The organism is Natronoarchaeum mannanilyticum (assembly GCF_039522665.1).
Classification (GTDB): Archaea; Halobacteriota; Halobacteria; order Halobacteriales; family Natronoarchaeaceae; genus Natronoarchaeum; species Natronoarchaeum mannanilyticum.
In genome coordinates, this window is sequence record NZ_BAAADV010000001.1 from 152,457 (window position 1) to 171,073 (window position 18,617).

An 18,617-nucleotide genomic window follows, 5' to 3' on the forward strand; every position below is an offset into this window, starting at 1 on the left:
GTCTCGGGCCGCGCAACGGTCGGGTATGCACGTCGCGGTCATCAACGTCGGCGACGAGATCCTCGCCGGCGACACGACCAACACCAACGCGACCTGGCTCTGCGACCGCCTCGACGAGCGCGGCGTCGACGTCGAGCGGATCACGGTCGTCCCCGATCGCGTCGCCGACATCGCCCGCGTCGTCAACGAGTACCGCGCCGAGCACGACGCCGTCGTGGTCACCGGCGGACTCGGCCCGACCCACGACGACGTGACGATGGAGGGCGTCGCCGCCGCGTTCGGTCGCGAGGTCGAGCGCAACGAGGAGGCCGTCGAGTGGCTCGTCGAGCACGGCGGCTACCAGCGCGACGATCTCGTCGAGGGGACGAGCCACCTGCCCGCGGGCGCACGCGTGCTCCACAACGAGGTCGGCGTCGCGCCGGGCTGCGTCGTCGACGACGAGGTGTACGTCCTGCCGGGCGTCCCCCAGGAGATGGAGGGGATGTTCGAGCGGGTCGCCGGGGAGTTCGCCGGCGAGCGCACGCACGTCGTCGTCGTAACTGTCGACGAACCCGAGAGCGCGCTGCTCGATAGAGTTGAAGAGCTCCGGGAGCGCTTCGACGTGACGGTCGGCAGCTACCCCGGCGAGTTCGTCCGGGTGAAACTCAAGGACGTCAACGCCGACGCGGTCGAGGCGGCGGCCGACTGGCTCCGCGAGCGGGTCGACGTCGTCGAGACCGAGGAGCGCTGACGGCGTCGGTCGGTCGAGGACCGCGGGCGCCGTTACCGGTACAGGTAGAACAGCCAGGCGATCGTAATCAGCAGGCTCGATCCCAGCACGGCGAGGCTCGTCGGCCACATCGGCAGGTCGGCGGCGAGGGGTGCGACGGTCATGGTCGCGTGTTTTTGCGGCGCGCTCTTAAGCTTTGAGAAGCTGTCCCACCGGCGGGGCACCGCACGGACCTCCACCGTCGAGCGGCGGTCTTTTCCCCCCGCTCGCCCAACGTGTCCGTATGCGTCGGATCGGCGTCGTCGTGAACCCCGTCGCCGGAATGGGCGGGCGCGTCGGCCTCAAGGGAACGGACGGGAAAGTCGCGGAAGCCGTCGAGCGCGGGGCGACGCCGCGGGCCCCCGAGCGCGCGATCGAGGCGCTGGAGTCGCTGGCCCGCCACGCCGAGGATGAGATCGATCTGCTCGCTGCCGGCGGGCCGATGGGCGCCGACGAGGCGGTAGCCGCGGGGTTCGAGCCGGCGGTCGTCTACGAATCGGCCGGCGCGGCGTCAAGTACAGACGCCGCCGATCCCCCCGAAACGACCGCGGAGGACACGCGAACGGCCGTCGAGGCGTTCGTCGATCGCGGGGTCGATCTCGTGCTGTTCGTCGGCGGCGACGGCACCGCCGTCGACGTCGCCGCGGCGCTGGACGACGTCGAGGCCCGCGGCGACGCCGCGACCGGCGACGATACCGCCGCAGAGGAGACGCCGATGCTCGGCGTCCCGGCGGGCGTGAAGGTGTACTCGTCGGTGTTTGCAGTCTCCCCGCGGGACGCCGGGCGGATCGCGGCGACGTTCGAGCGCGTCGAGGACCGGGAGATCAACGACATCGACGAGGACGCCTACCGCGGCGGCGCCGTCGAGACCGAGCTGCGCGGCGTCCGACCCGTGCCGGTCTCCGAGGAGCTGCAGTCGAGCAAACAGCTCGGCGGCGGCAGCGTCGAGACGCTCGCGGAGGGGTTCGTCCGCGATATCGATCCGGGGACGACCTACGTGCTGGGGCCCGGCAGCACCGTCGGCGCGATCAAGGAGCGGCTCGGGTTCGAGGGGTCGCCGCTGGGCGTCGACGTCTGGCGGGCCGCGCCCGAGAGCGTCGAAGCCGAGAGCTACCACGAGCCGGCGTCGCCGGCCGGCGAGTTGCTCGTCCGCGACGCCACCGAGGCCGAGATCCTCGACGCGATCGAGGAGCCGGCGGTCGTCGTCGTCTCGCCGATCGGCGGCCAGGGGTTCGTGTTCGGCCGGGGGAACGACCAGATCTCGCCGGCCGTGATCGAGCGCTGCGACCTGGAAGTCGTCGCCTCCCGGCGGAAGCTCGACGACCTGAACGTGCTCCGGGTCGACACCGACGACGAGGACCTCGACGAGTCGCTCCGCGGCTGGCTGAAGGCCCGCGTCGGTCGCTTCGAGCGGCGGATGATGAAAGTCGTCTAAGACCTTATATATTGGACGGCCGTTCGCAGCAGTGTATTATTACTCCCGTGTGGATAATGCAGATATAGACAAGATTAAGGTCGGCTCCGCCGTACCTCCCTCCATGGAAACGCGCAAGGTCCAGCGGCTGGGGCCCTCCACGCTCGCGATGACGCTCCCGGCGGAGTGGGCGAGCGAACAGAACGTCGAGAAGGGCGACGAGGTGTCCCTGCGGATGGGCGGGAAGGGGACGCTGACGGTGATGCCCGAGTCCGCGAGCACCGAGGAGTCAGAGGCGATCATCCGCGCCGACAATCTCGACGCCAACGCCGTCGAGCGGGCGATCGTCGCCCAGTACGTGCTCGGTCGGCGCGTCATCCGGATCGACCAGTCCGAGGGGGCACTCTCGTCGGATCACATCAACGCCGTCTACAAGGCCGAAACCCAGCTGATGGGCCTGGGCGTCATCGAGGAGACGCCGGAAAGCATCGCCATCCGCTGCTCGGTCGATCCCGAGGACTTCACGCTCGACAACCTCATCGAGCGCCTCGAATCGACCGGCTCGACGATGCGCGGCGAGGGGATCAAGGCGCTCGCGCACGGCAACCCCGATCTCGCCCAGCGCGCGCTCAACCGCGAGCGCCAGGCGAACAAGATCTTCGTCCTGATGCTGCGGCTGATCTTCACGGCCTACCAGAATCCCAACCTCGCCCGCGCCGTGGGACTCGAATCGGGCTTCCCGCTGATCGGCTACCGCTCGATCGCGAAGAACCTCGAACTGACCGCCGACAACGCCGAGGACATCGCCGAGATCGTCCTCGACGCCGAGGACCACTCGCTGAGCGTCGACCAACAGACGATGCGGCGCATCCGGGAGTTCACCGACGACGTCGACGAACTGACGAAGATCGCCGTCGAGTCGGCCGTCGAACGCAACTACGACAAGACGATCGAGGCCCGCCAGCGATTCCACGAGGTCGGCGACCGCGAGCAAGAGATTCTCTCGGATCTCCCCGAGATGGACAACGAGGACCTCCTGCAGGTTCGGGAAGTGCTCGTCAGCCTCCAGCAGACCGCCGAGTACGCCATGCGGAACGCCGAGATCGCCGCCAATCTCGCGCTCAACGAGGAGTCAGAGCACACGACTATTAACTAGAGACGACGCTACGACCTTTTTTCGCCTCGGGTCGCCTTCGGCGACCGCTCGGCCAAAAAATCTCGGCCAAAAAAGCCGCTCGCTCACTCGCTTTGCTCGTTCGCTCGCGGTTGTTGCGCTGGACCACTACAGCACCGCTACCGCGCGCTATCCGGCAGTACGCGACCGCATCCGGACGCCGACACCGCCGCGGCGCGACGCCGTCAGTCGGCTGGTAGTTCCGCCGTCGCGTCGTCGGCGCTCGTCGTCCCCTTGCTCTCCCCGCCGGTCTTTTCGGCGCGCAGCGGCTTCCGCGAGGCGATCTCGCAGTCGAACGCCGAGTGCTCGGCGACGTGCCGGACGATCATGTGGCGGCGCGAGCCGGTGATGCCCGTGCGGCCCACGTCGTCGGCGTCGAACTCGTCGGGCAGGCGATCGTACAGCCGGCGCAGCTCCTCGAAGTCCCGGAACACCTTGGCGTTGCCCGCCGAGTCGGCGCCGCAGCGGCTGACCTCGTACGTTCCGTCCTCGCGGTACTCGCCGGCGGTCCGGAAGAACTCGGTGCGCTCGGTCAGCGCGTCGCCGACGGCGTCCTGCAGCTCGGCGGCGTCGCTGCGGGACAGTCGGAACTGGGTGCCGTCGATTGTTACTTCGATACACTCGTCGTCGCTCGACGCCGCTACCGGTGTCTCATCGCCCGAGAAGAACGCGATCAGGAGCGGAGTCACTCCGTGTCATGCGTACGTTGCTTCAGGTCGAGACCACAAAACGTTACCGGCGAAGCGCGACGCCGTCATCGCGGCGTCGGGGTGCCGAACTACCGCTTATCAGCTGTCCTCGCCCTCGAAGATGCTCGTCTCGATCGTCTCCTCGTGGTCGAGCGCCCGTACCGGGACGCGGAACTCCTGGCCCTCGATCTCGACCGTGGCGTAGAAGCGGATCTCCAGCTGGGTCACCTGCTCGTTCTCCAGGTGGGTCACCCACCACTCGTCGAGGTTGTCGTTGGTGATCGCGGTCGTGGTCTCGATCCGCTCGGACCGATCCGGGAGGATGGCCGCGTTCGTCTCCGAGCCGCCCTCGCCGACCAGCACGTCGTTCATCGTGATCTCGTAGTCGATCTCGGTCACGGTCAGCGGGTAGGCCTGCGGGTTGTACGCGACGAACTCGACGTTCATCGGCGTCCGATCGCGCGAGACGGTCCCCCAGTCCGCGCTGGTCTCGTTGACGTACAGCACCGGGTTCTCCACGAGCGGCGTCGCCGTGATCGCCGAGTCCTCGACTTCGACCGGACGCGTCTCGTTCGAGTCGAACTGGCCGATCAGGTCGGTCTCGATCGATCGCTCGATCGAGAACTGCTTGCTGCGGCCGAGCCGCTCGGACGTGACGTCGGCGTCGACGACGAGCCGGCTCCGCTCGCCGTTCCGGACGTGGCTGGCGAACCACGGCGGGATCTGCCGGTTGTCCATCCGGGTCGTGAGCTCGGTCGTGCTGTTGCCCGGCCGGAGCGAGACGCCCTCGCGAGAGCCGTTCGCGACGCGGACGTCGTTCATCGAGACGCCGTAGTCGATCCGCACGTCGCCGAGCGTGACGCCGACGGGATTGGGGTTCGAGATCACCAGATCCGTCTCGATCGTCGTCGTCGACTCGTCGACGGCGCCGAACTCGTTGTCGACGGCGGCGACGCCCGGGACGCCCAGCACGCCGAGGCCGACGGCGGCGCCGAGCATCACCGACAGCGTCAGGACGACGGTGCCCGCGACGCGCAGCTTGCTCCCCAGCAGCAACGCCTGGAGAGCGCCGAAATCGTCAGGTAGGTCCATCTTATCCCGGGATGGACACCCCGGCTGTAAAAGCCTCTCGTCAGTCGCTCTGACAAGAGCTAAGTTGCTGCCCTCGCAAGCCGCGGGCATGACAGCGTCCGCTTCGCAGTCGACCGACAAGGGAATCGGGATCGCCGTACTGTGCGCCGTCGTCGCCGGGCTGGGCGCGCTCGCGATGTTCGGCGGCGCGCCGGACGTCACCGCGGCGTGGGGCTTCGCCGCCGCGATGGCGTTCGGCGCGCTGTCGGTCGTCGCGCTCCACGTCTACGAGGATTGAGAATCGGTCGGGACGCCGTCCCGTGGTAGTCCTGCACGATCAAAAACCGTTAAGCGCGTCGAGCGCCTAGCGCGGGCGTAATGTCCGACTACAGCGACGAGGACCGGCGCATCGTCTCGTACCTCCGCGAGAGCGCCGCCCGCGGGGAGCGGTACTTCCGGGCGAAAAACGTCGCCGAAGCGATCGGGCTCTCGGCCAAGCAGGTCGGATCGCGGCTCCCCCGCCTCGCGGAGGAGGCCGACGAGGTCGACATCGAGAAGTGGGGTCGCTCCCGGTCGACGACCTGGAAGGTAACGGTCAGCTAGAGTGTCGCCGGAACGGGCGGCTTTTTACTCCCGAGCGCCTCAGTTTGGCCAATGACAGTCCGGGTCGAGCGGACGTTCGAGTTGCCCGTCGAGCGCGAGCGCGTCTGGGAGTTCATCTCCGATCCGGAGCAGCGCGCGCGGGCGATCAGCGTGGTCTCGGACTTCGAACTGGACGACGCGGACGGGCGACGGGCGACGTGGCACGTCGAACTGCCGATCCCGCTACTGAATCGGACGGCGGCGGTCCGCACGGAGGACGTGGAGCGCAGACCGCCCGAGTACGTCAAGTTCGTCGGCCGGTCGAAGGTGATGCGCGTCACCGGCGAACACGAGATCGAGGCGACCGACGGCGGGTCGCGGGTCGTCAACCGCTTCGTCGTCGACGGCCGCCTGCCGGGCGTCGAGCGGTACTTCGAGCGCAACCTCGACGGGGAGCTCCAGAACCTGGAGGCGACGCTCCGCGAGAGTCTGGGGGTCGAGCAGTGATCGGGGACGGGCGCAGGGTCGAGCGCAAGGGCGTGACCGGGGTGGCGAGAGCGTGACTGAGGACGACTCGTCCGCCGGCGTCACGCTCGCGCTCGCACAGATCGAAGTCGAGCCCGGTGCGGTCGAAGCCAACCGAAAGCGGGCGACCGACGCCGTCGCCCGGGCTGCCGACCGCGGCGCCGACCTCGTCGCACTCCCCGAGATATTCAACGTCGGCTACTTCGCGTTCGACCTCTACCACCGGCAAGCCGAGCCGCTGGGCGGCGAGACGCTCTCGCGGATCGCCGACGCCGCGGCCGAGCACGACGTCGCGGTGCTCGCCGGCAGCATCGTGGAAGATCTGGCGGCGACGAGCGGCGTCGAGACGCCGGCCGCGGAGGGGCTGGCGAACACCTCCGTTTTCTTCGATCGCGCCGGCGAGCGTCGGGCGGTGTACCGCAAGCGCCACCTGTTCGGCTACGACTCGGCGGAGGCCGAACTGCTCGTCCCCGGCGAGCGCACCGCGACCGCCGAGTTCGAGGGTTTTACCGTCGGGATGACGACCTGCTACGACCTGCGCTTTCCCGAGCAGTACCGCGAGCTGACCGACGCGGGCGCGACGCTCGTGCTCGTACCGTCTGCGTGGCCCTATCCCCGCGTCGAGCACTGGCAGACGCTCTCGCGCGCGCGAGCGATCGAGAACCAGTGCTACGTCGCCACGATCAACGGGGCGGGCGAGTTCGACGACGCGACGCTGCTCGGGCGCTCGACGGCGTACGACCCGTGGGGGACGCCGCTGGCGTCGTGCGACGACGATGCCGCGATCGTCACCGCGGAGATCGATCCCGAGCGCGTCGACGCGGTCCGCGAGGAGTTCCCGGCACTGCGAGACCGGCGCGTCTGATCCGGCGCTGCGCGACCGGCGTCCGACCCGGCGATCGCAGGCGTCGGCCTCGGCCTCGGCCGCTTCCGCAGACCGTGCCTTTATACGTTCGCCCGCCCAACGAACGCCTGCCGGACACACGGCGCTTTTCACGTCGTTCCGGCACAACGCTCGTCGCGCTCGACCCGACTCCGGGATCGACCTAGGCGATCCCGCCGCTCCGGTTCGGCGTCCCGCTGCTCGCTCGAAGCGGGCCCGACGCCGGAGCCACCCGGCGTCCCACCTCGGCCCACTCCGCCTTTCGCGCTTTCACAATAGCACAACCGTGTAGCTGCGGCGCTCTCAGTCGGCGACCTTCTCGATCTCGCCTTTCACCAGCGCCGCGTCGAAGTCGTGGTCCGGGCGCATCTTCACGAAATCGAGGAACTCGCGGGCGGCGAGCACCTCTTTCGGCGAGTAGTGCGTCGTCGCTGCCTCGATGGCGTCTCGGGCGCCGATCGTCGGCGCGAGCACGGCCAGCGCGCAGGCCAGATCGTACGAACGGGCCGACGCCAGCCCCTCCTCGCGGACGTAGGTGGCGTCGATGAAGTACAGCTCGTCGTCGGCGATCAGAACGTTCTCCCCGCGTAAGTCGCCGTGGGCGAGCTCGTCGTCGTGCATCCGCCGGAGCGCGCCGAACAGCTCGTCGGCGCGGCGTCGCTTCTCGGCGGTCGAGAGGTCCTCGAAGGTCCGGAAGTCCTTCAGGTACTCCAGCACGAGGACGCCGAACTCGTCGAACTCGAACACGCCGACCGGCGCCGGGGCGTTCAGCCCGATCCGGCGCATCTCGCGTGTCGCCTCCAGTTCGTGGCGCGCCATCTCGACGGGTCCGTCGAACCGGCCGAAAAAGCCCTCGGTCCCGCTGGAGAAGACCCCGGCGTTTCTCGCGCCGGTGAGCACGGCGTGGACGAGCGCGTTCTGGGGCGTGATCACCTTCACGAACCAGCGCTCGTCGACGACCAGCGGCGTCGACAGCCAGTTGTCGGCGTCGAGAAACGTGATCCGCACTTGCTCGCGGTCGGCGCGGCGCGCCAGCTCGGCGCCGATGGCTTCCAGCTGGGGCCAGCCGACGGTGCCCCGGACGATGCCGCGCAGGTCCATCACGCGAACGGTGGGCTGGGAGCGTTAAATGCCTCTCGCCGGCTGAGTGTATCAATCGTTCGTGATCTTTATGCTCGGCGTCCGCGAACTCTCACGCATGGAGTTTCGCGTCCCCGACGAGCACCGGATGATCCGCGAGAGCGTCCGGGACTTCTGCGAGGCCGAGATCGCGCCGATCGCCCAGGAGATCGAGGACGAGCACCGGTTTCCCGACGAAATCTTCGACCAGCTCGCGGAGCTGGACGTGATGGGCGTCCCGGTCGACGAGGAGTACGGCGGCCTCGGCGGCGACCAGCTGATGTACGCGCTCGTCGCCGAGGAACTGGGCCGAGTGTCGGGCGCGATCGGGCTGTCGTACGCCGCCCACGTCAGCCTCGGCTCGAAGCCGATCGAGATGTTCGGCACCGAGGAACAGAAAGAGCGCTGGCTCCGCCCGCTCGCAGAAGGCGAACACATGGGCGCGTGGGCGCTCACCGAGCCCGGCAGCGGGAGCGACGCCAGCGACATGGACACGCGCGCACGAAAGGACACCCCCGAGCAGAGCTCGGCGAGCTCTGAGACGCTGGAGGCGTCTCAGAATGGCGACGAGTGGGTTCTCGACGGGACCAAGCAGTTCATCACGAACGCCAACGTCGCCGGTTCGATCCTGGTCAAGGCCGTCACCGATCCCGACGCGGGCTACGACGGCATCTCGACGTTCATCGTCGACCCCGACGCCGACGACGGGTTCGAGGTGACGACCGTCTGGGACAAGCTCGGGCTGAACGCCTCGCCGACCTGCGAGATCCGGTTCGACGACTGCCGGCTCCCCGAGGATCGCCTGCTCGGCGAGGAGGGCGACGGCTGGCGCCAGACGACGAAGACGCTGGACGGCGGACGCATCTCGATCGCCGCGCTGTCGGTCGGGCTCGCGCAGGGGGCCTACGAAGCCGCCAGATCCTACGCCACCGAGCGCGAGCAGTTCGGCCAGCCGATCTCCGAGTTCGACGCGATCCGGGACAAGCTCGTCGCGATGGACCGGAAGATCGAGCGCTCGCGCCTGCTGACTCACAAGGCCGCCTGGACCTACGACGAGGGCGAGGACTGCACGCGGCTGTCCTCGCTGGCGAAGTTAGACGCCAGCGAGACCGCCCGCGAGGTCGCCGAGGAGGCGATCCAGACGCTGGGCGGCTACGGCTACACGACCGACTTCGCGCCCCAGCGGTTCTACCGGGACGCCAAACTCATGGAGATCGGCGAGGGGACCAGCGAGATCCAACACCTCGTCATCGGGCGGGAACTCGGGCTCTAACTGCTGCCGACGGCTGCCGCGTCCGTCCGGATGCCTCTTCAGTTAGGCACGACAATTATGTCCGTTCGCCGGACAGGTACTCGGAGAGTGCGCCGATCGAGGTCTCCGGAGTGTAACCACGGGGGGCGACCCTGACAGACGCTTCGCCGCGGCGCCGCGGTCAGGTCGGCGTCGAGACGCTGATCGTGTTCGCCGCGATGATCGTCGTCGCCGCGCTCGGTGCGACGCTGCTGATCTCGACCGCCGGAATGCTCCAGAACACGGCCGAGGCGACCAGCGAGGACTCCTCTGCGCAGGTCAGCGACCAGATCCTCGTCGTCGGCGCCACGGGCACGATCGACGTCGACGGCGGCGACCGGACGGTCGACGGCGTCAACCTGACGGTGACGACCTCGCCCGGCGCCGGCGAGATCGATCTCTCGGGGGCGTCGATCGAACTGGTGGGCGCGACGCGCCAGCGGACGCTCGGCTACGGCGAGACGGCCGACGCGGGCTCGTTCGCGGTCGAGCCGCTGGTCGACGACGACGCCAGCGCGCCGGTACTGAACGACAGGAGCGACCGCTTTTCGATCCGGATTTCGCTCGACGGCGACGCGCGGCTCGAACCGGGCGAGCGGGCGACGATCCGGGTCGTCGGCGCCGGCGGGAGCGTCCAGACGAAGATCGTCGGGGCACCCCAGTCGCTCCGGTCGTACGAGGAGGGCGACGACGTCGCGCTCTGACGCCGCTGTGGTATCGGAGTGTTCAGACTGCGCCGCGGCGTCTCGACGCCGCTGCGCGACGGGATCGGACGGTCAGTCCAGCACCAGTCGCTTCTCGTAGTCGGTCAGATTCTCGCAGCCGTCTTCGGTGACGACCACGAGGTCCTCGATCCGGATCCCGCCGAACTCCGGATCGTAGAGGCCCGGCTCGACGGTGACGATCTGGCCGGCCTGCAGCTCCTCGCCGGTCGGGTTCAGCGTCGGCTGCTCGTGGACGTCCAGCCCGATGCCGTGGCCCGTGCCGTGGATGTAGCCGACCTCCGTCGACGGGTCGGAGCGCAGCGTCGGGTAGCCCGCGTCCTCGTAGACGTCGCAGACCGCGTCGTGGACCGCCTTGCCCGTGACGCCCGCCGCGACGGCGTCGAGCGCGGCCTCCTGAGCTTCGAGGGTCGCGTCGTAGCGCTCGCGGACCTCCTCGGAGGGCTCGCCCCGCAGGAACGTTCGGGTCATGTCGGCGTGGTACTTGCTCTCCTTGTCCCGCGGGAAGATGTCGACGACGATCGGCTCGTCGGCGGACAGCGGCCCGCTGCCGCGGTCGTGGGGGTCGGCCGCGTCCGCGCCGCCGGCGACGATCGTCTCGTCGAGCGCGCAGCCGTTTCGCAGCAGTTCGATCTCGATCTCCCGCTTGACGAACTCGCTGGTCAGGGGCTCGTCGTCCCGGTACAGGATGCCGTCCCGGATCTCGGCGTTCGCGATCAGCTCCTCGGCTCTCCGCAACGCGGCCTCGTTGGCGCGCTGGGCCGCCCGGACGTGGTCGATCTCCTCGTCGGTCTTGACAGACCGGATCTCGGTGATCACGTCCGAGCGCTCGACGGCGACGCCGAGGTCGCGCTCGCGCAGCCCGTCGGCGGTGCCCGTCGGGAACGACCCGGGAACCAGCGCGGCGCCGACGCCGTGGTCGGCGAGGAACGCGGCGATCACGTCGAGTCGCGCTTCCTTCGGGCCGTCGCGGGCCGCCCGCTCCTGGTAGTCGTACTCGCCGAGGCGCGCGACCGTGGCGGCGCGGCTCTCCTTCTCGGCGCGGCCGTACTCCAGGCCCGAGACCAGCAGGTGGACGTCGGCACCGTCGTACAGCGCGAGGAACGGGTCGGGCGCGTCGAACCCGCAGACGTAGTACTGGTCGGAGTCGTCGTGGCCGTCGAACAGGTAGCCGTCGGCGCCGTGTTCCTCGACGGCGGCGGCGAGTCGCGAGAGGTCCGGATCCATACCCGATTGGTGGGCGGTGGCGGATAAAAGATATCGGGGTCCGGCGTCGTCCCGACCGAGCGGTCAGGGGCGTTCGAGCCGGTCGACGTGCCTGAGAAACGTCACGAGCCCGGGCTCGAACCCCCGTTTCTCGATCTCCCCGGTTTCGTGGTCGTACTCCACGAGCCCGGCCTCGTCGAGCCGCGGCAGGTGGTTGTGCACGAGCGCGATTTCGACCTCTCGGCGGTGGAGTGGCCCGGTCACGTCGCCGCGAGCTACTTCCCGATCGACGACCTCGTCGGCGAGCCGCTCCAGGGACGTGATCTGCGTCCGCGACCTGGCGAGCGCGTACGTGGCTCGACGCCGCCGCTCGTCCGCGAGCAACTCGAACACGTCGTCGAGCGAGTGATCGAGCGGCAGCTGCTCCGGCGAGGTCTCATCCGGGTACAGCGCCGATGTCTCGCCGCGGAACTGCGGCGCCTCGTCCCGCGAGGAGGTCGTCACGGTCCAGCCGTCCTCCGGGGCGTGTTCGACGACGGCGTCGAACAGCGGCCGGACGTCGGCGACGGTCTGCTCGTCGTGGGCCTCGGGGTCGAGGTGGTAGTGGGCGACGGCGTCGGTCGCCTCGAGTCGGGCGTCCAGCGCGTTGATCAACTGGACGACCTCGCCCCGGGCGAACGAGTCGAGCAGCTCGGACAGCGAGTGGATGCACGCGAGCGTCCGCTCGGAGTCCTCGGCCCACTCGCCCAGGTACTGGCCGATCGTCAGGGCGAGCTCCATCGGCCCGGCGGTGTCCGACAGCACGTCGACCGATAGTTCCGACACCTCCTCGGCGACCGCCGCCCGCTCGGCATCCGTCGACGACGCGCACCCGTCGACGACGGCCGCCCGGTTGGGTATCGTCCCGTCGCCTTCCCGTTTCCAGAGCGCCAGTCGCTCGGCGGGCGTCTGGGAGAGCGTGACGCTCAGAACGTTCTCGCGTCTCGGATCGTCGAACGTCAGCAGGTCCACGCAGGCGCGATCGTCGGCCGGGTCCGACGCCGGCGCCACGAGGAGTACCGACGTCGAATCCTCCAGTTGCGTCGACAGGGGCCTACTCGCCATCGTTGGGAGGACAGAGCGGTCCCGAACCCTTCAGTATTTTTTTATTAAGCATCAATACCCCTGGTTAATCAGAGTTTACCCCACTATCAAGCAAAAACTATATGATCGCAACTGTGACCTTTTAGCACTACCCGCTCCCGGGCTCGTCAGTACCTGTCCGGTCTCGACCTGTCCCTGCTTCGATCGTCGACCTCGCCAACGGTCGACGCCTGTCCCAGCTCCGGCGTCGACGAGCCGCCCGATCCGACGAGCCGCCCGGTTCCGGTACTGTGATACGCCCCCCGCCCGACCCATCGGGCATGAACGTCGAGATCTCACCGTCGAGGGTTCGGGGCGCGGCGGCGGCGCCGCCGTCGAAGAGCTACACCCACCGCGCGGTGCTGGCCGCGGGCTACGCCGAGGGCGCGACCGTGCGGGATCCGCTGACGAGCGCGGACATCCGGGCGACGATGCGGGCCGTCGAGGCGTTCGGCGGGTCGGTCGAGGAGCGCGAGGACGGGTCGCTGGACGTCGAGGGCTTCGCCGGCCGCCCCGACGTGCCGGCGGACGTGGTCGACTGCGCGAACAGCGGGACGACGATGCGGCTGGTGACCGCAGCGGCGGCGCTCGCCGACGGCGGCACCGTGCTGACCGGCGACGAGTCGCTGCGCTCGCGCCCGCAGGGCCCGCTGCTCGACGCCATCGAGCAGCTGGGCGGGAGCGCCCGCTCGACGCGCGGGAACGGCCAAGCGCCGCTGGTGATCGACGGCCCCATCGCGGGCGGCACGGCGTCGATCCCGGGCGACGTCTCCTCGCAGTTCATCTCCGCGCTGCTGTTCGCGGGCGCGGTCACCGACGAGGGCGTCGAGATCGATCTCGAAACTGAGCTCAAATCCGCGCCGTACGTCGACATCACGATCGAGCTGCTGGACGCTTTCGGCGTCGACGCGCGCCGGACCGACGCTGGGTTCGCGGTCGACGGCGGGCAGTCCTACGCGCCCGAGGGAGGGGAGTACGCGGTCCCGGGCGACTTCTCGTCGATGTCGTATCTCCTCGCGGCCGGCGCGGTGGCGGCCGCGGATGGCGAGACGGTCGACGTGCGCGGCGCCCAGCCGAGCGCGCAGGGCGACAGCGCGATCGTCGGCGTCCTCGAAGAGATGGGCGCCGCGATCGACTGGGATCGCGAGGCGGGCGTCATCTCGGTCGAGCGCTCCGACCTCTCCGGGACGACCGTCGACGTCGGCGACACGCCGGACCTCCTGCCGACGATCGCGACGCTTGGGGCGATCGCCGACGGCGACACCCGGATCGAGAACTGCGAGCACGTCCGCTACAAGGAGACCGACCGGGTCAGCGCGATGGCCGAGGAACTCGGGAAGATGGGCGCGAGCGTGACCGAGGAGCGGGACGTGCTGACGATCCACGGCGGCGAGACGGAGCTCTCGGGGGCTACTGTGGACGGGCGCAAGGACCACCGGATCGTCATGTCGTTGGCGGTGGCCGGGCTGGTCGCGGACGGGTCGACGACGATTCGGGGCGGCGAGCACGTCGACGTCTCGTTCCCCGGCTTCTTCGGGACGTTCGAGGAGCTGGGCGTCGACGTGGTGCGGGAGTAGTGCCGGGCTAGTTTCTGTCCGAGGGCTTGCTCGTCAAATACCGTACATTAATACGAGATGCGGCGAGTGATACGACCCAATGAGCCAGGCGACGTTGCCATCGGAGCCCTACCGGAACTCGAACCTGTTCTCGGGCTACTACCTCGACGAGCGCGTCGACGACCTCGACGCGTGGGACTGCGACGACGAGGCAGCCGAGGCGTTCGAGGAACTGCGCGAGCTGTGGGATCTCGAAGGCGATCTCGTGGCATCGTACAAGGAAGACGAGCTGCTCGACAGCTGGATCGACGAGGTGCTCGACGCGCTCGGGTTCGGCACGCTCTCGGAGACGACGCTGCCGGGCGACAGCAGCGGGTACAACGACCGACTGCTGTTCGAGTCGGCCGAGCGGCGTCGCGGCGCCGCGCTGAAGAAACAGTCCGGCGACGCCGAGGCGATGTACAGCCCCGCGAGCGCGGTGCTCGAAGCCAAGCAGTGGGACGCCGACTTCACGGAGCGCTTCGACGAGCGGCGCCAGTATCGCGACGCGTCCCACCAGATCCGCTACTACCTCGAACGCACGCCCGAGGACCTTCGCTGGGGCGTCCTGACCAACGGGCGCAAGTGGCGTCTTTATGGAACGAAGGATTACGCGACCGAGATATACTACGAGGTCGACCTGCCGGAACTGCTGGAGTCGGGGAGCCTGGAGGCGTTCAAGTACTTCTACGCCTTCTTCCGGCCCGACGCGTTCGTCGAGACCAACGGCACCTCCTTCCTCGATCGCGTGTGGTCCGAAAGCGAGACCGCAGCCAAGGAGCTCGGCGAGGACCTGCAGGACAACGTCTTCACCGCGCTACGAGTGCTCGGCGAGGGCTTTGTCGAGACGAACGACCTCGATATCGACCCCGACGACGAGGAGTCGCTCGCGGAGCTCAAAGAGCAGTCGCTGGTGTTGCTGTACCGGCTGATGTTCGTGCTCTACGCCGAGTCCCGCGACCTGATCCACCCGGACGACCCCGCGTCGGTCGCCGAGTACGAGGAGAACTTCAGCCTCGACCAGCTCAGGCTGGATATCCACGAGGACGTCCAGGGCGGGCAGGATCTCGACGAGTACAGCGAGTACTCCACGTCGATGTGGTCGCGCCTGCAGGACCTGTTCCGGCTCGTGGATTCGGGCGAGGAGTCGCTGGGCATCCCGCCGTACAACGGCGGGCTGTTCAACCGCGAGGAACACACCTTCCTCGCCGAGCACGAGGTCGCCGACCGCTACATCGCGGAGGTGATCTACCGGCTCGGAACCACGGAGGACGAGGACGGCGCGTTCGTGCTGGCGGACTACGCCGACCTGGACACGCGCCACCTCGGATCGATCTACGAGGGGCTGCTCGAACACGAGTTCCGCATCGCGTCCGAGCAGTACGCCGCGGTGCGCGAGGACGGCGGACAGGTCTGGAAGCCAGCCACCGAGGTCAGCGCGGCCGACTTCGTCGAGCTGGTCGAGGCGGGCGAGCTGTACGTCGTCAACGACGAGGGCGAGCGCAAGGCGACGGGCGCGTACTACACGCCCGACTACGTCGTCTCGTATATCGTCGAGGAGACGATCGACCCCCTGTTGGAGGAGATCGACGAGGACCTCCGGGCCGACGGGCTGGAGCCGAGCGACCCGGCGTACTTCGGGCGGTTCTACGGCCGCGTGCAGGATCTGACGATCCTCGATCCCGCGATGGGGTCGGGCCACTTCCTCACGAAGGCGACGGGGTATCTCACCGAGCGCGTGATGGCGGTCGTCCGCGAGGGCGAGCAGGGTCGCGACGAGCAGGCGATCCGGCGCACGATCGCGCGCGAATGCATCTACGGCGTCGACGTCAACGGGATGGCCGTCGAGCTGGCGAAGCTGTCGATGTGGCTCGAAACCCTGGCGGCCGACCAGCCCCTGGCCTTCCTCGATCACCACCTCAAGACCGGCAACTCGCTGGTGGGCTCGGACATCACGGAGGTCCTCGCGGAGGACGACGAGCCCTCGGACGGCCAGCTGACGCTCACCCAGGCGCTCGCGCACGTCCGCCAGTCCACGCTGGAGCACGTGATGGAGCTGATGCAGGACCTGCTGGCGATCGACAACGAGACGCTCTCGGACATCAAGTCGATGGAGGAGCTGTACGACGAGATCCGGGCCGATCCGCTGTACCAGCGCCTGTTCGCACTGGCGAACGTCGACACGGCCGAGCAGTTCGGGCTGGACGTCCCCGAGGGCGCCTACGAGGAGATGGCCCGTGCGATCGAGGACGACGACGAGTGGGCCGAGATTCAGGAGCGGGACTGGTTCCGGAGTGCGCAGGCGACTGCGAAAGAGGAGGACTTCTTCCACTGGGAGATAGAGTATCCCGAGGTGTTCTTCGGGGAGGACGGGGTGAAGCTAGATGGGTCTGGGTTCGATGCAGTGGTCGGGAATCCGCCGTATGTGCGGATGGAGGAATTCAAATCGCTCAAAGGGTATCTTGAGAGCTCATACGAGGTTCACGCCGCCCGCACGGATTTATACACGTACTTCATTGAGAAATCGATCGAACTATCGAGACAGAATGGCAAGTACGGCTCCATCATCTCGAATAAATTTCTTCGAGCAAACTACGGCAAGTCTGTTCGTTCACTACTCGGACGAGAGACGACCATTCAGCAAATCGTAGACTTCGGGGGACTCCCCGTATTTCCTGATGCGACTGTTCGCTCTGCGATTGTTTTGACCGAACAAGATGCGAAGTCGACAGACCCCGGGTACTACGCTTCGATCGAGAACCTAGAATTTGTTTCTCTTTCTGATGAGGTGGAGAAGATGGGGCACAAGGTATCTAGTGATGGTCTTAGCGGTGAGACTTGGCGTCTCGTCGATCAGAGTGTCTCGAATCTGATGGAAAAAGTCGAGGATCAAGGAAAATCCCTCGCAGAGTGGATCGAGGATGGACAAATAGGATGGGGGGTGAAGACAGGGCTCAATTCAGCGTTTATAATCAGCGAGGAACGGAAGAATGACCTCGTCGACAAAGATCCGCGAACAGAGGAACTCGCGAAGCCACTCGTAAGGGGAAAGCAACTCCGTCGGTATCACATCCAGACTGGAAAGGAATGGCTTCTGTACGTTCACAGTGATGTTGATATCGATGACTATCCAGCTGTAAAAGAGCATCTCGAACAGTACAGAAGTGACCTTGAACAGCGAGCAGCTATCGACTCCTGGTATGAACTTCAGCAACCACAAGAGGCCTATGCCGAATTTATTGAATCTGATAAAATCCTCTATCCAGAGATAGCTCCTGAGGCCCGTTTCGTATTTGATGACCAACACCGGTATCCGAACAACAAATGTTTCTTTATTCCGTCATCGAATCGTGGACTACTTGCGTTCTTGAATAGTAGTCTGTGTCTTTTTTATCTCTCGAAGATTGTTGCGAAACTCGAAGGAAGCACGGCGGACAGCCTGTATTACGAATTCCGTACGCAGTATATGGAGCAACTTCCTGTAGTAGAATCGTTCGATGCAGACGAACATTCACTTGGCGAGCTTGCGCAGGAAGCGACCAGACTGCGTGAGCGTTTGCATAATCTCAACCTCTCCCTCCTCGACCACCTCGGCTCCTACACCGAGGGCCAGACCCTCTCCGAAGTCGGCCTCACCCAGCCCCCGGAGGGCTCGGCCGATTCGGTGCTCCAGCAGACGACCGAGCAGAAGCCGAACCTGCGCGTCGGCGAGGTCGTCGTGCGGCGGGAGTCCGACAGCACCGTCGAGATCAAACTCACCGCGCGGTACAAGCCCGACGACGAAGATGCGCACGAAACCGACCAGTGGGGCTACACCGAGACCGACCCCCTGCCGGCGCTGCGGATCACCGACCTCACCGAGACCGAGGCGGACCTGATCGAGGCGTTCGTGCCGGTGGCGGTCGACGAGGCCGGCGGGTTCGCGGACTTCCGCGAGACCGCCACGAAGACGAACTCGCTGGTCGATCGCCTGCGGAAGCTGACGCTGCCCCGCGTCGCGGACGTGGAGGCCGGCCTGGAGAGCTACGTCGAGACGACGGCCCGGGCGGAGGAGTTAGAGGAGAAAATCGAGCAGACCGACGCGCTGATCGACGAAATCGTGTACGAGCTGTACGGATTGTCGGACGACGAGATCGAGATCGTCGAGGAGGCGGTCGGAGAGTAGCGGAATTGGGTGCTGGATGGGTCGGAGGTCTCGCGCTATCGGTCGCTCTCTGGAAGCGGGACAACACCTTGAAAGCCCCGCCGCGCGCTCTCGAACAGCACTCGACGACAATTCTCTGAAAGCCCCCGCCGCGCTCGACCGGTTGCGGCTCGCTGCGCGCTTCGCTCCCTCCGGTCGCTCCAGTGCTTGCTTCGCCTCACCGGACCGAGCGCGGCGGCCCCTTTCATTCCCGCCCGAAACCGCAGCCTCGTCCTCCCCAACCGGCTCACTCGGTCGCGGTGCTCCCTCGCTCGCCCCTCGCGCGGCGCTGT

16 protein-coding genes are annotated in these 18,617 nt (G+C 67.4%); 11 read left to right on the forward strand and 5 right to left on the reverse strand.

What is annotated here, in order from left to right:
- Nucleotides 1–25 precede the first annotated feature (25 nt).
- From ABDZ81_RS00810 to ABDZ81_RS00820, 3 genes are all read left to right on the forward strand, one after another.
- Nucleotides 26–730, forward strand: coding sequence for a competence/damage-inducible protein A (locus ABDZ81_RS00810; protein ID WP_343771908.1), 705 nt, complete (start codon nucleotides 26–28; stop codon nucleotides 728–730).
- Between the two features lie 262 nt (nucleotides 731–992).
- Complete coding sequence (locus tag ABDZ81_RS00815; protein ID WP_343771909.1) at nucleotides 993–2,183, forward strand: ATP-NAD kinase family protein; 1,191 nt, start codon at nucleotides 993–995, stop codon at nucleotides 2,181–2,183.
- A 103-nt stretch (nucleotides 2,184–2,286) separates the two neighbouring features.
- Nucleotides 2,287–3,318, forward strand: a complete 1,032-nt coding sequence (locus ABDZ81_RS00820) for a PhoU domain-containing protein (protein ID WP_343771910.1) — start codon at nucleotides 2,287–2,289, stop codon at nucleotides 3,316–3,318.
- A gap of 203 nt (nucleotides 3,319–3,521) precedes the next feature.
- Here the strand turns inward: ABDZ81_RS00820 and ABDZ81_RS00825 are convergent, their stop codons facing one another.
- Together ABDZ81_RS00825 and ABDZ81_RS00830 are read right to left on the reverse strand one after the other, a co-directional pair.
- The gene (locus ABDZ81_RS00825) at nucleotides 3,522–3,920 is read right to left on the reverse strand and encodes a DUF7528 family protein (protein WP_343773344.1); all 399 of its coding nucleotides are present in this window, start codon (nucleotides 3,918–3,920) and stop codon (nucleotides 3,522–3,524) included.
- Nucleotides 3,921–4,124: 204 nt separating this feature from the next.
- Complete coding sequence (locus ABDZ81_RS00830; protein WP_343771911.1) at nucleotides 4,125–5,117, reverse strand: LEA/WHy family protein; 993 nt, start codon at nucleotides 5,115–5,117, stop codon at nucleotides 4,125–4,127.
- An 88-nt stretch (nucleotides 5,118–5,205) separates the two neighbouring features.
- Between ABDZ81_RS00830 and ABDZ81_RS00835 the strand changes: the two genes are divergently transcribed.
- The 4 genes from ABDZ81_RS00835 to ABDZ81_RS00850 all read left to right on the forward strand — a co-directional run bounded on the left by ABDZ81_RS00835 (nucleotide 5,206) and on the right by ABDZ81_RS00850 (nucleotide 7,068).
- Complete coding sequence (locus ABDZ81_RS00835) at nucleotides 5,206–5,394, forward strand: DUF7525 family protein (protein WP_343771912.1); 189 nt, start codon at nucleotides 5,206–5,208, stop codon at nucleotides 5,392–5,394.
- Nucleotides 5,395–5,474: 80 nt separating this feature from the next.
- Nucleotides 5,475–5,699, forward strand: coding sequence for a DUF7123 family protein (locus ABDZ81_RS00840; RefSeq protein ID WP_343771913.1), 225 nt, complete (start codon nucleotides 5,475–5,477; stop codon nucleotides 5,697–5,699).
- A 51-nt stretch (nucleotides 5,700–5,750) separates the two neighbouring features.
- Nucleotides 5,751–6,185 (forward strand): SRPBCC family protein, encoded by a 435-nt coding sequence (locus ABDZ81_RS00845; RefSeq protein ID WP_343771914.1) that lies wholly within the window; start codon nucleotides 5,751–5,753, stop codon nucleotides 6,183–6,185.
- Between the two features lie 52 nt (nucleotides 6,186–6,237).
- Nucleotides 6,238–7,068: a carbon-nitrogen family hydrolase gene (locus tag ABDZ81_RS00850; protein WP_343771915.1), complete on the forward strand. Its 831-nt coding sequence runs from the start codon at nucleotides 6,238–6,240 to the stop codon at nucleotides 7,066–7,068.
- Between the two features lie 321 nt (nucleotides 7,069–7,389).
- Here the strand turns inward: ABDZ81_RS00850 and ABDZ81_RS00855 are convergent, their stop codons facing one another.
- Nucleotides 7,390–8,187 (reverse strand): RIO1 family regulatory kinase/ATPase domain-containing protein, encoded by a 798-nt coding sequence (locus tag ABDZ81_RS00855; RefSeq protein WP_343771916.1) that lies wholly within the window; start codon nucleotides 8,185–8,187, stop codon nucleotides 7,390–7,392.
- 97 nt (nucleotides 8,188–8,284) lie between these two features.
- On the opposite strand from ABDZ81_RS00855, the gene ABDZ81_RS00860 reads away from it, so the two are divergent.
- Together ABDZ81_RS00860 and ABDZ81_RS00865 are read left to right on the forward strand one after the other, a co-directional pair.
- Nucleotides 8,285–9,478 (forward strand): acyl-CoA dehydrogenase family protein, encoded by a 1,194-nt coding sequence (locus ABDZ81_RS00860; protein ID WP_343771917.1) that lies wholly within the window; start codon nucleotides 8,285–8,287, stop codon nucleotides 9,476–9,478.
- Between the two features lie 131 nt (nucleotides 9,479–9,609).
- Nucleotides 9,610–10,200, forward strand: coding sequence for an archaellin/type IV pilin N-terminal domain-containing protein (locus ABDZ81_RS00865; protein ID WP_343773345.1), 591 nt, complete (start codon nucleotides 9,610–9,612; stop codon nucleotides 10,198–10,200).
- Nucleotides 10,201–10,272: 72 nt separating this feature from the next.
- Here the strand turns inward: ABDZ81_RS00865 and ABDZ81_RS00870 are convergent, their stop codons facing one another.
- Both ABDZ81_RS00870 and ABDZ81_RS00875 read right to left on the reverse strand, forming a co-directional pair.
- Nucleotides 10,273–11,445 carry a M24 family metallopeptidase gene (locus tag ABDZ81_RS00870; protein ID WP_343771918.1) on the reverse strand — a complete coding sequence of 391 codons (1,173 nt, stop codon included), beginning with the start codon at nucleotides 11,443–11,445 and terminating at the stop codon, nucleotides 10,273–10,275.
- A gap of 63 nt (nucleotides 11,446–11,508) precedes the next feature.
- Nucleotides 11,509–12,528: a DUF7504 family protein gene (locus ABDZ81_RS00875; protein WP_343771919.1), complete on the reverse strand. Its 1,020-nt coding sequence runs from the start codon at nucleotides 12,526–12,528 to the stop codon at nucleotides 11,509–11,511.
- Between the two features lie 299 nt (nucleotides 12,529–12,827).
- Here ABDZ81_RS00875 and aroA point away from each other — a divergent pair, with 299 nt between their 5' ends.
- A complete protein-coding gene (gene aroA / locus ABDZ81_RS00880; RefSeq protein ID WP_343771920.1) occupies nucleotides 12,828–14,123 on the forward strand; it encodes a 3-phosphoshikimate 1-carboxyvinyltransferase in 1,296 nt (431 codons plus the stop codon).
- A gap of 79 nt (nucleotides 14,124–14,202) precedes the next feature.
- The gene (locus ABDZ81_RS00885; RefSeq protein WP_343771921.1) at nucleotides 14,203–18,306 is read left to right on the forward strand and encodes an Eco57I restriction-modification methylase domain-containing protein; all 4,104 of its coding nucleotides are present in this window, start codon (nucleotides 14,203–14,205) and stop codon (nucleotides 18,304–18,306) included.
- Nucleotides 18,307–18,617: the final 311 nt, after the last annotated feature.

What these genes read in the sequence shown, in the direction of transcription:
- ABDZ81_RS00830 (WP_343771911.1), bottom strand. Translation starts at nt 5,117, where the DNA reads ATGGACCTACCTGACGATTTCGGCGCTCTCCAGGCGTTGCTGCTGGGG.
- ABDZ81_RS00855 (WP_343771916.1), bottom strand. Translation starts at nt 8,187, where the DNA reads ATGGACCTGCGCGGCATCGTCCGGGGCACCGTCGGCTGGCCCCAGCTG.
- ABDZ81_RS00870 (WP_343771918.1), bottom strand. Translation starts at nt 11,445, where the DNA reads ATGGATCCGGACCTCTCGCGACTCGCCGCCGCCGTCGAGGAACACGGC.
- ABDZ81_RS00885 (WP_343771921.1), top strand. Translation starts at nt 14,203, where the DNA reads ATGAGCCAGGCGACGTTGCCATCGGAGCCCTACCGGAACTCGAACCTG.
- ABDZ81_RS00820 (WP_343771910.1), top strand. Translation starts at nt 2,287, where the DNA reads ATGGAAACGCGCAAGGTCCAGCGGCTGGGGCCCTCCACGCTCGCGATG.
- ABDZ81_RS00845 (WP_343771914.1), top strand. Translation starts at nt 5,751, where the DNA reads ATGACAGTCCGGGTCGAGCGGACGTTCGAGTTGCCCGTCGAGCGCGAG.
- ABDZ81_RS00875 (WP_343771919.1), bottom strand. Translation starts at nt 12,528, where the DNA reads ATGGCGAGTAGGCCCCTGTCGACGCAACTGGAGGATTCGACGTCGGTA.
- ABDZ81_RS00810 (WP_343771908.1), top strand. Translation starts at nt 26, where the DNA reads ATGCACGTCGCGGTCATCAACGTCGGCGACGAGATCCTCGCCGGCGAC.
- ABDZ81_RS00815 (WP_343771909.1), top strand. Translation starts at nt 993, where the DNA reads ATGCGTCGGATCGGCGTCGTCGTGAACCCCGTCGCCGGAATGGGCGGG.
- ABDZ81_RS00860 (WP_343771917.1), top strand. Translation starts at nt 8,285, where the DNA reads ATGGAGTTTCGCGTCCCCGACGAGCACCGGATGATCCGCGAGAGCGTC.
- aroA (WP_343771920.1), top strand. Translation starts at nt 12,828, where the DNA reads ATGAACGTCGAGATCTCACCGTCGAGGGTTCGGGGCGCGGCGGCGGCG.
- ABDZ81_RS00835 (WP_343771912.1), top strand. Translation starts at nt 5,206, where the DNA reads ATGACAGCGTCCGCTTCGCAGTCGACCGACAAGGGAATCGGGATCGCC.
- ABDZ81_RS00840 (WP_343771913.1), top strand. Translation starts at nt 5,475, where the DNA reads ATGTCCGACTACAGCGACGAGGACCGGCGCATCGTCTCGTACCTCCGC.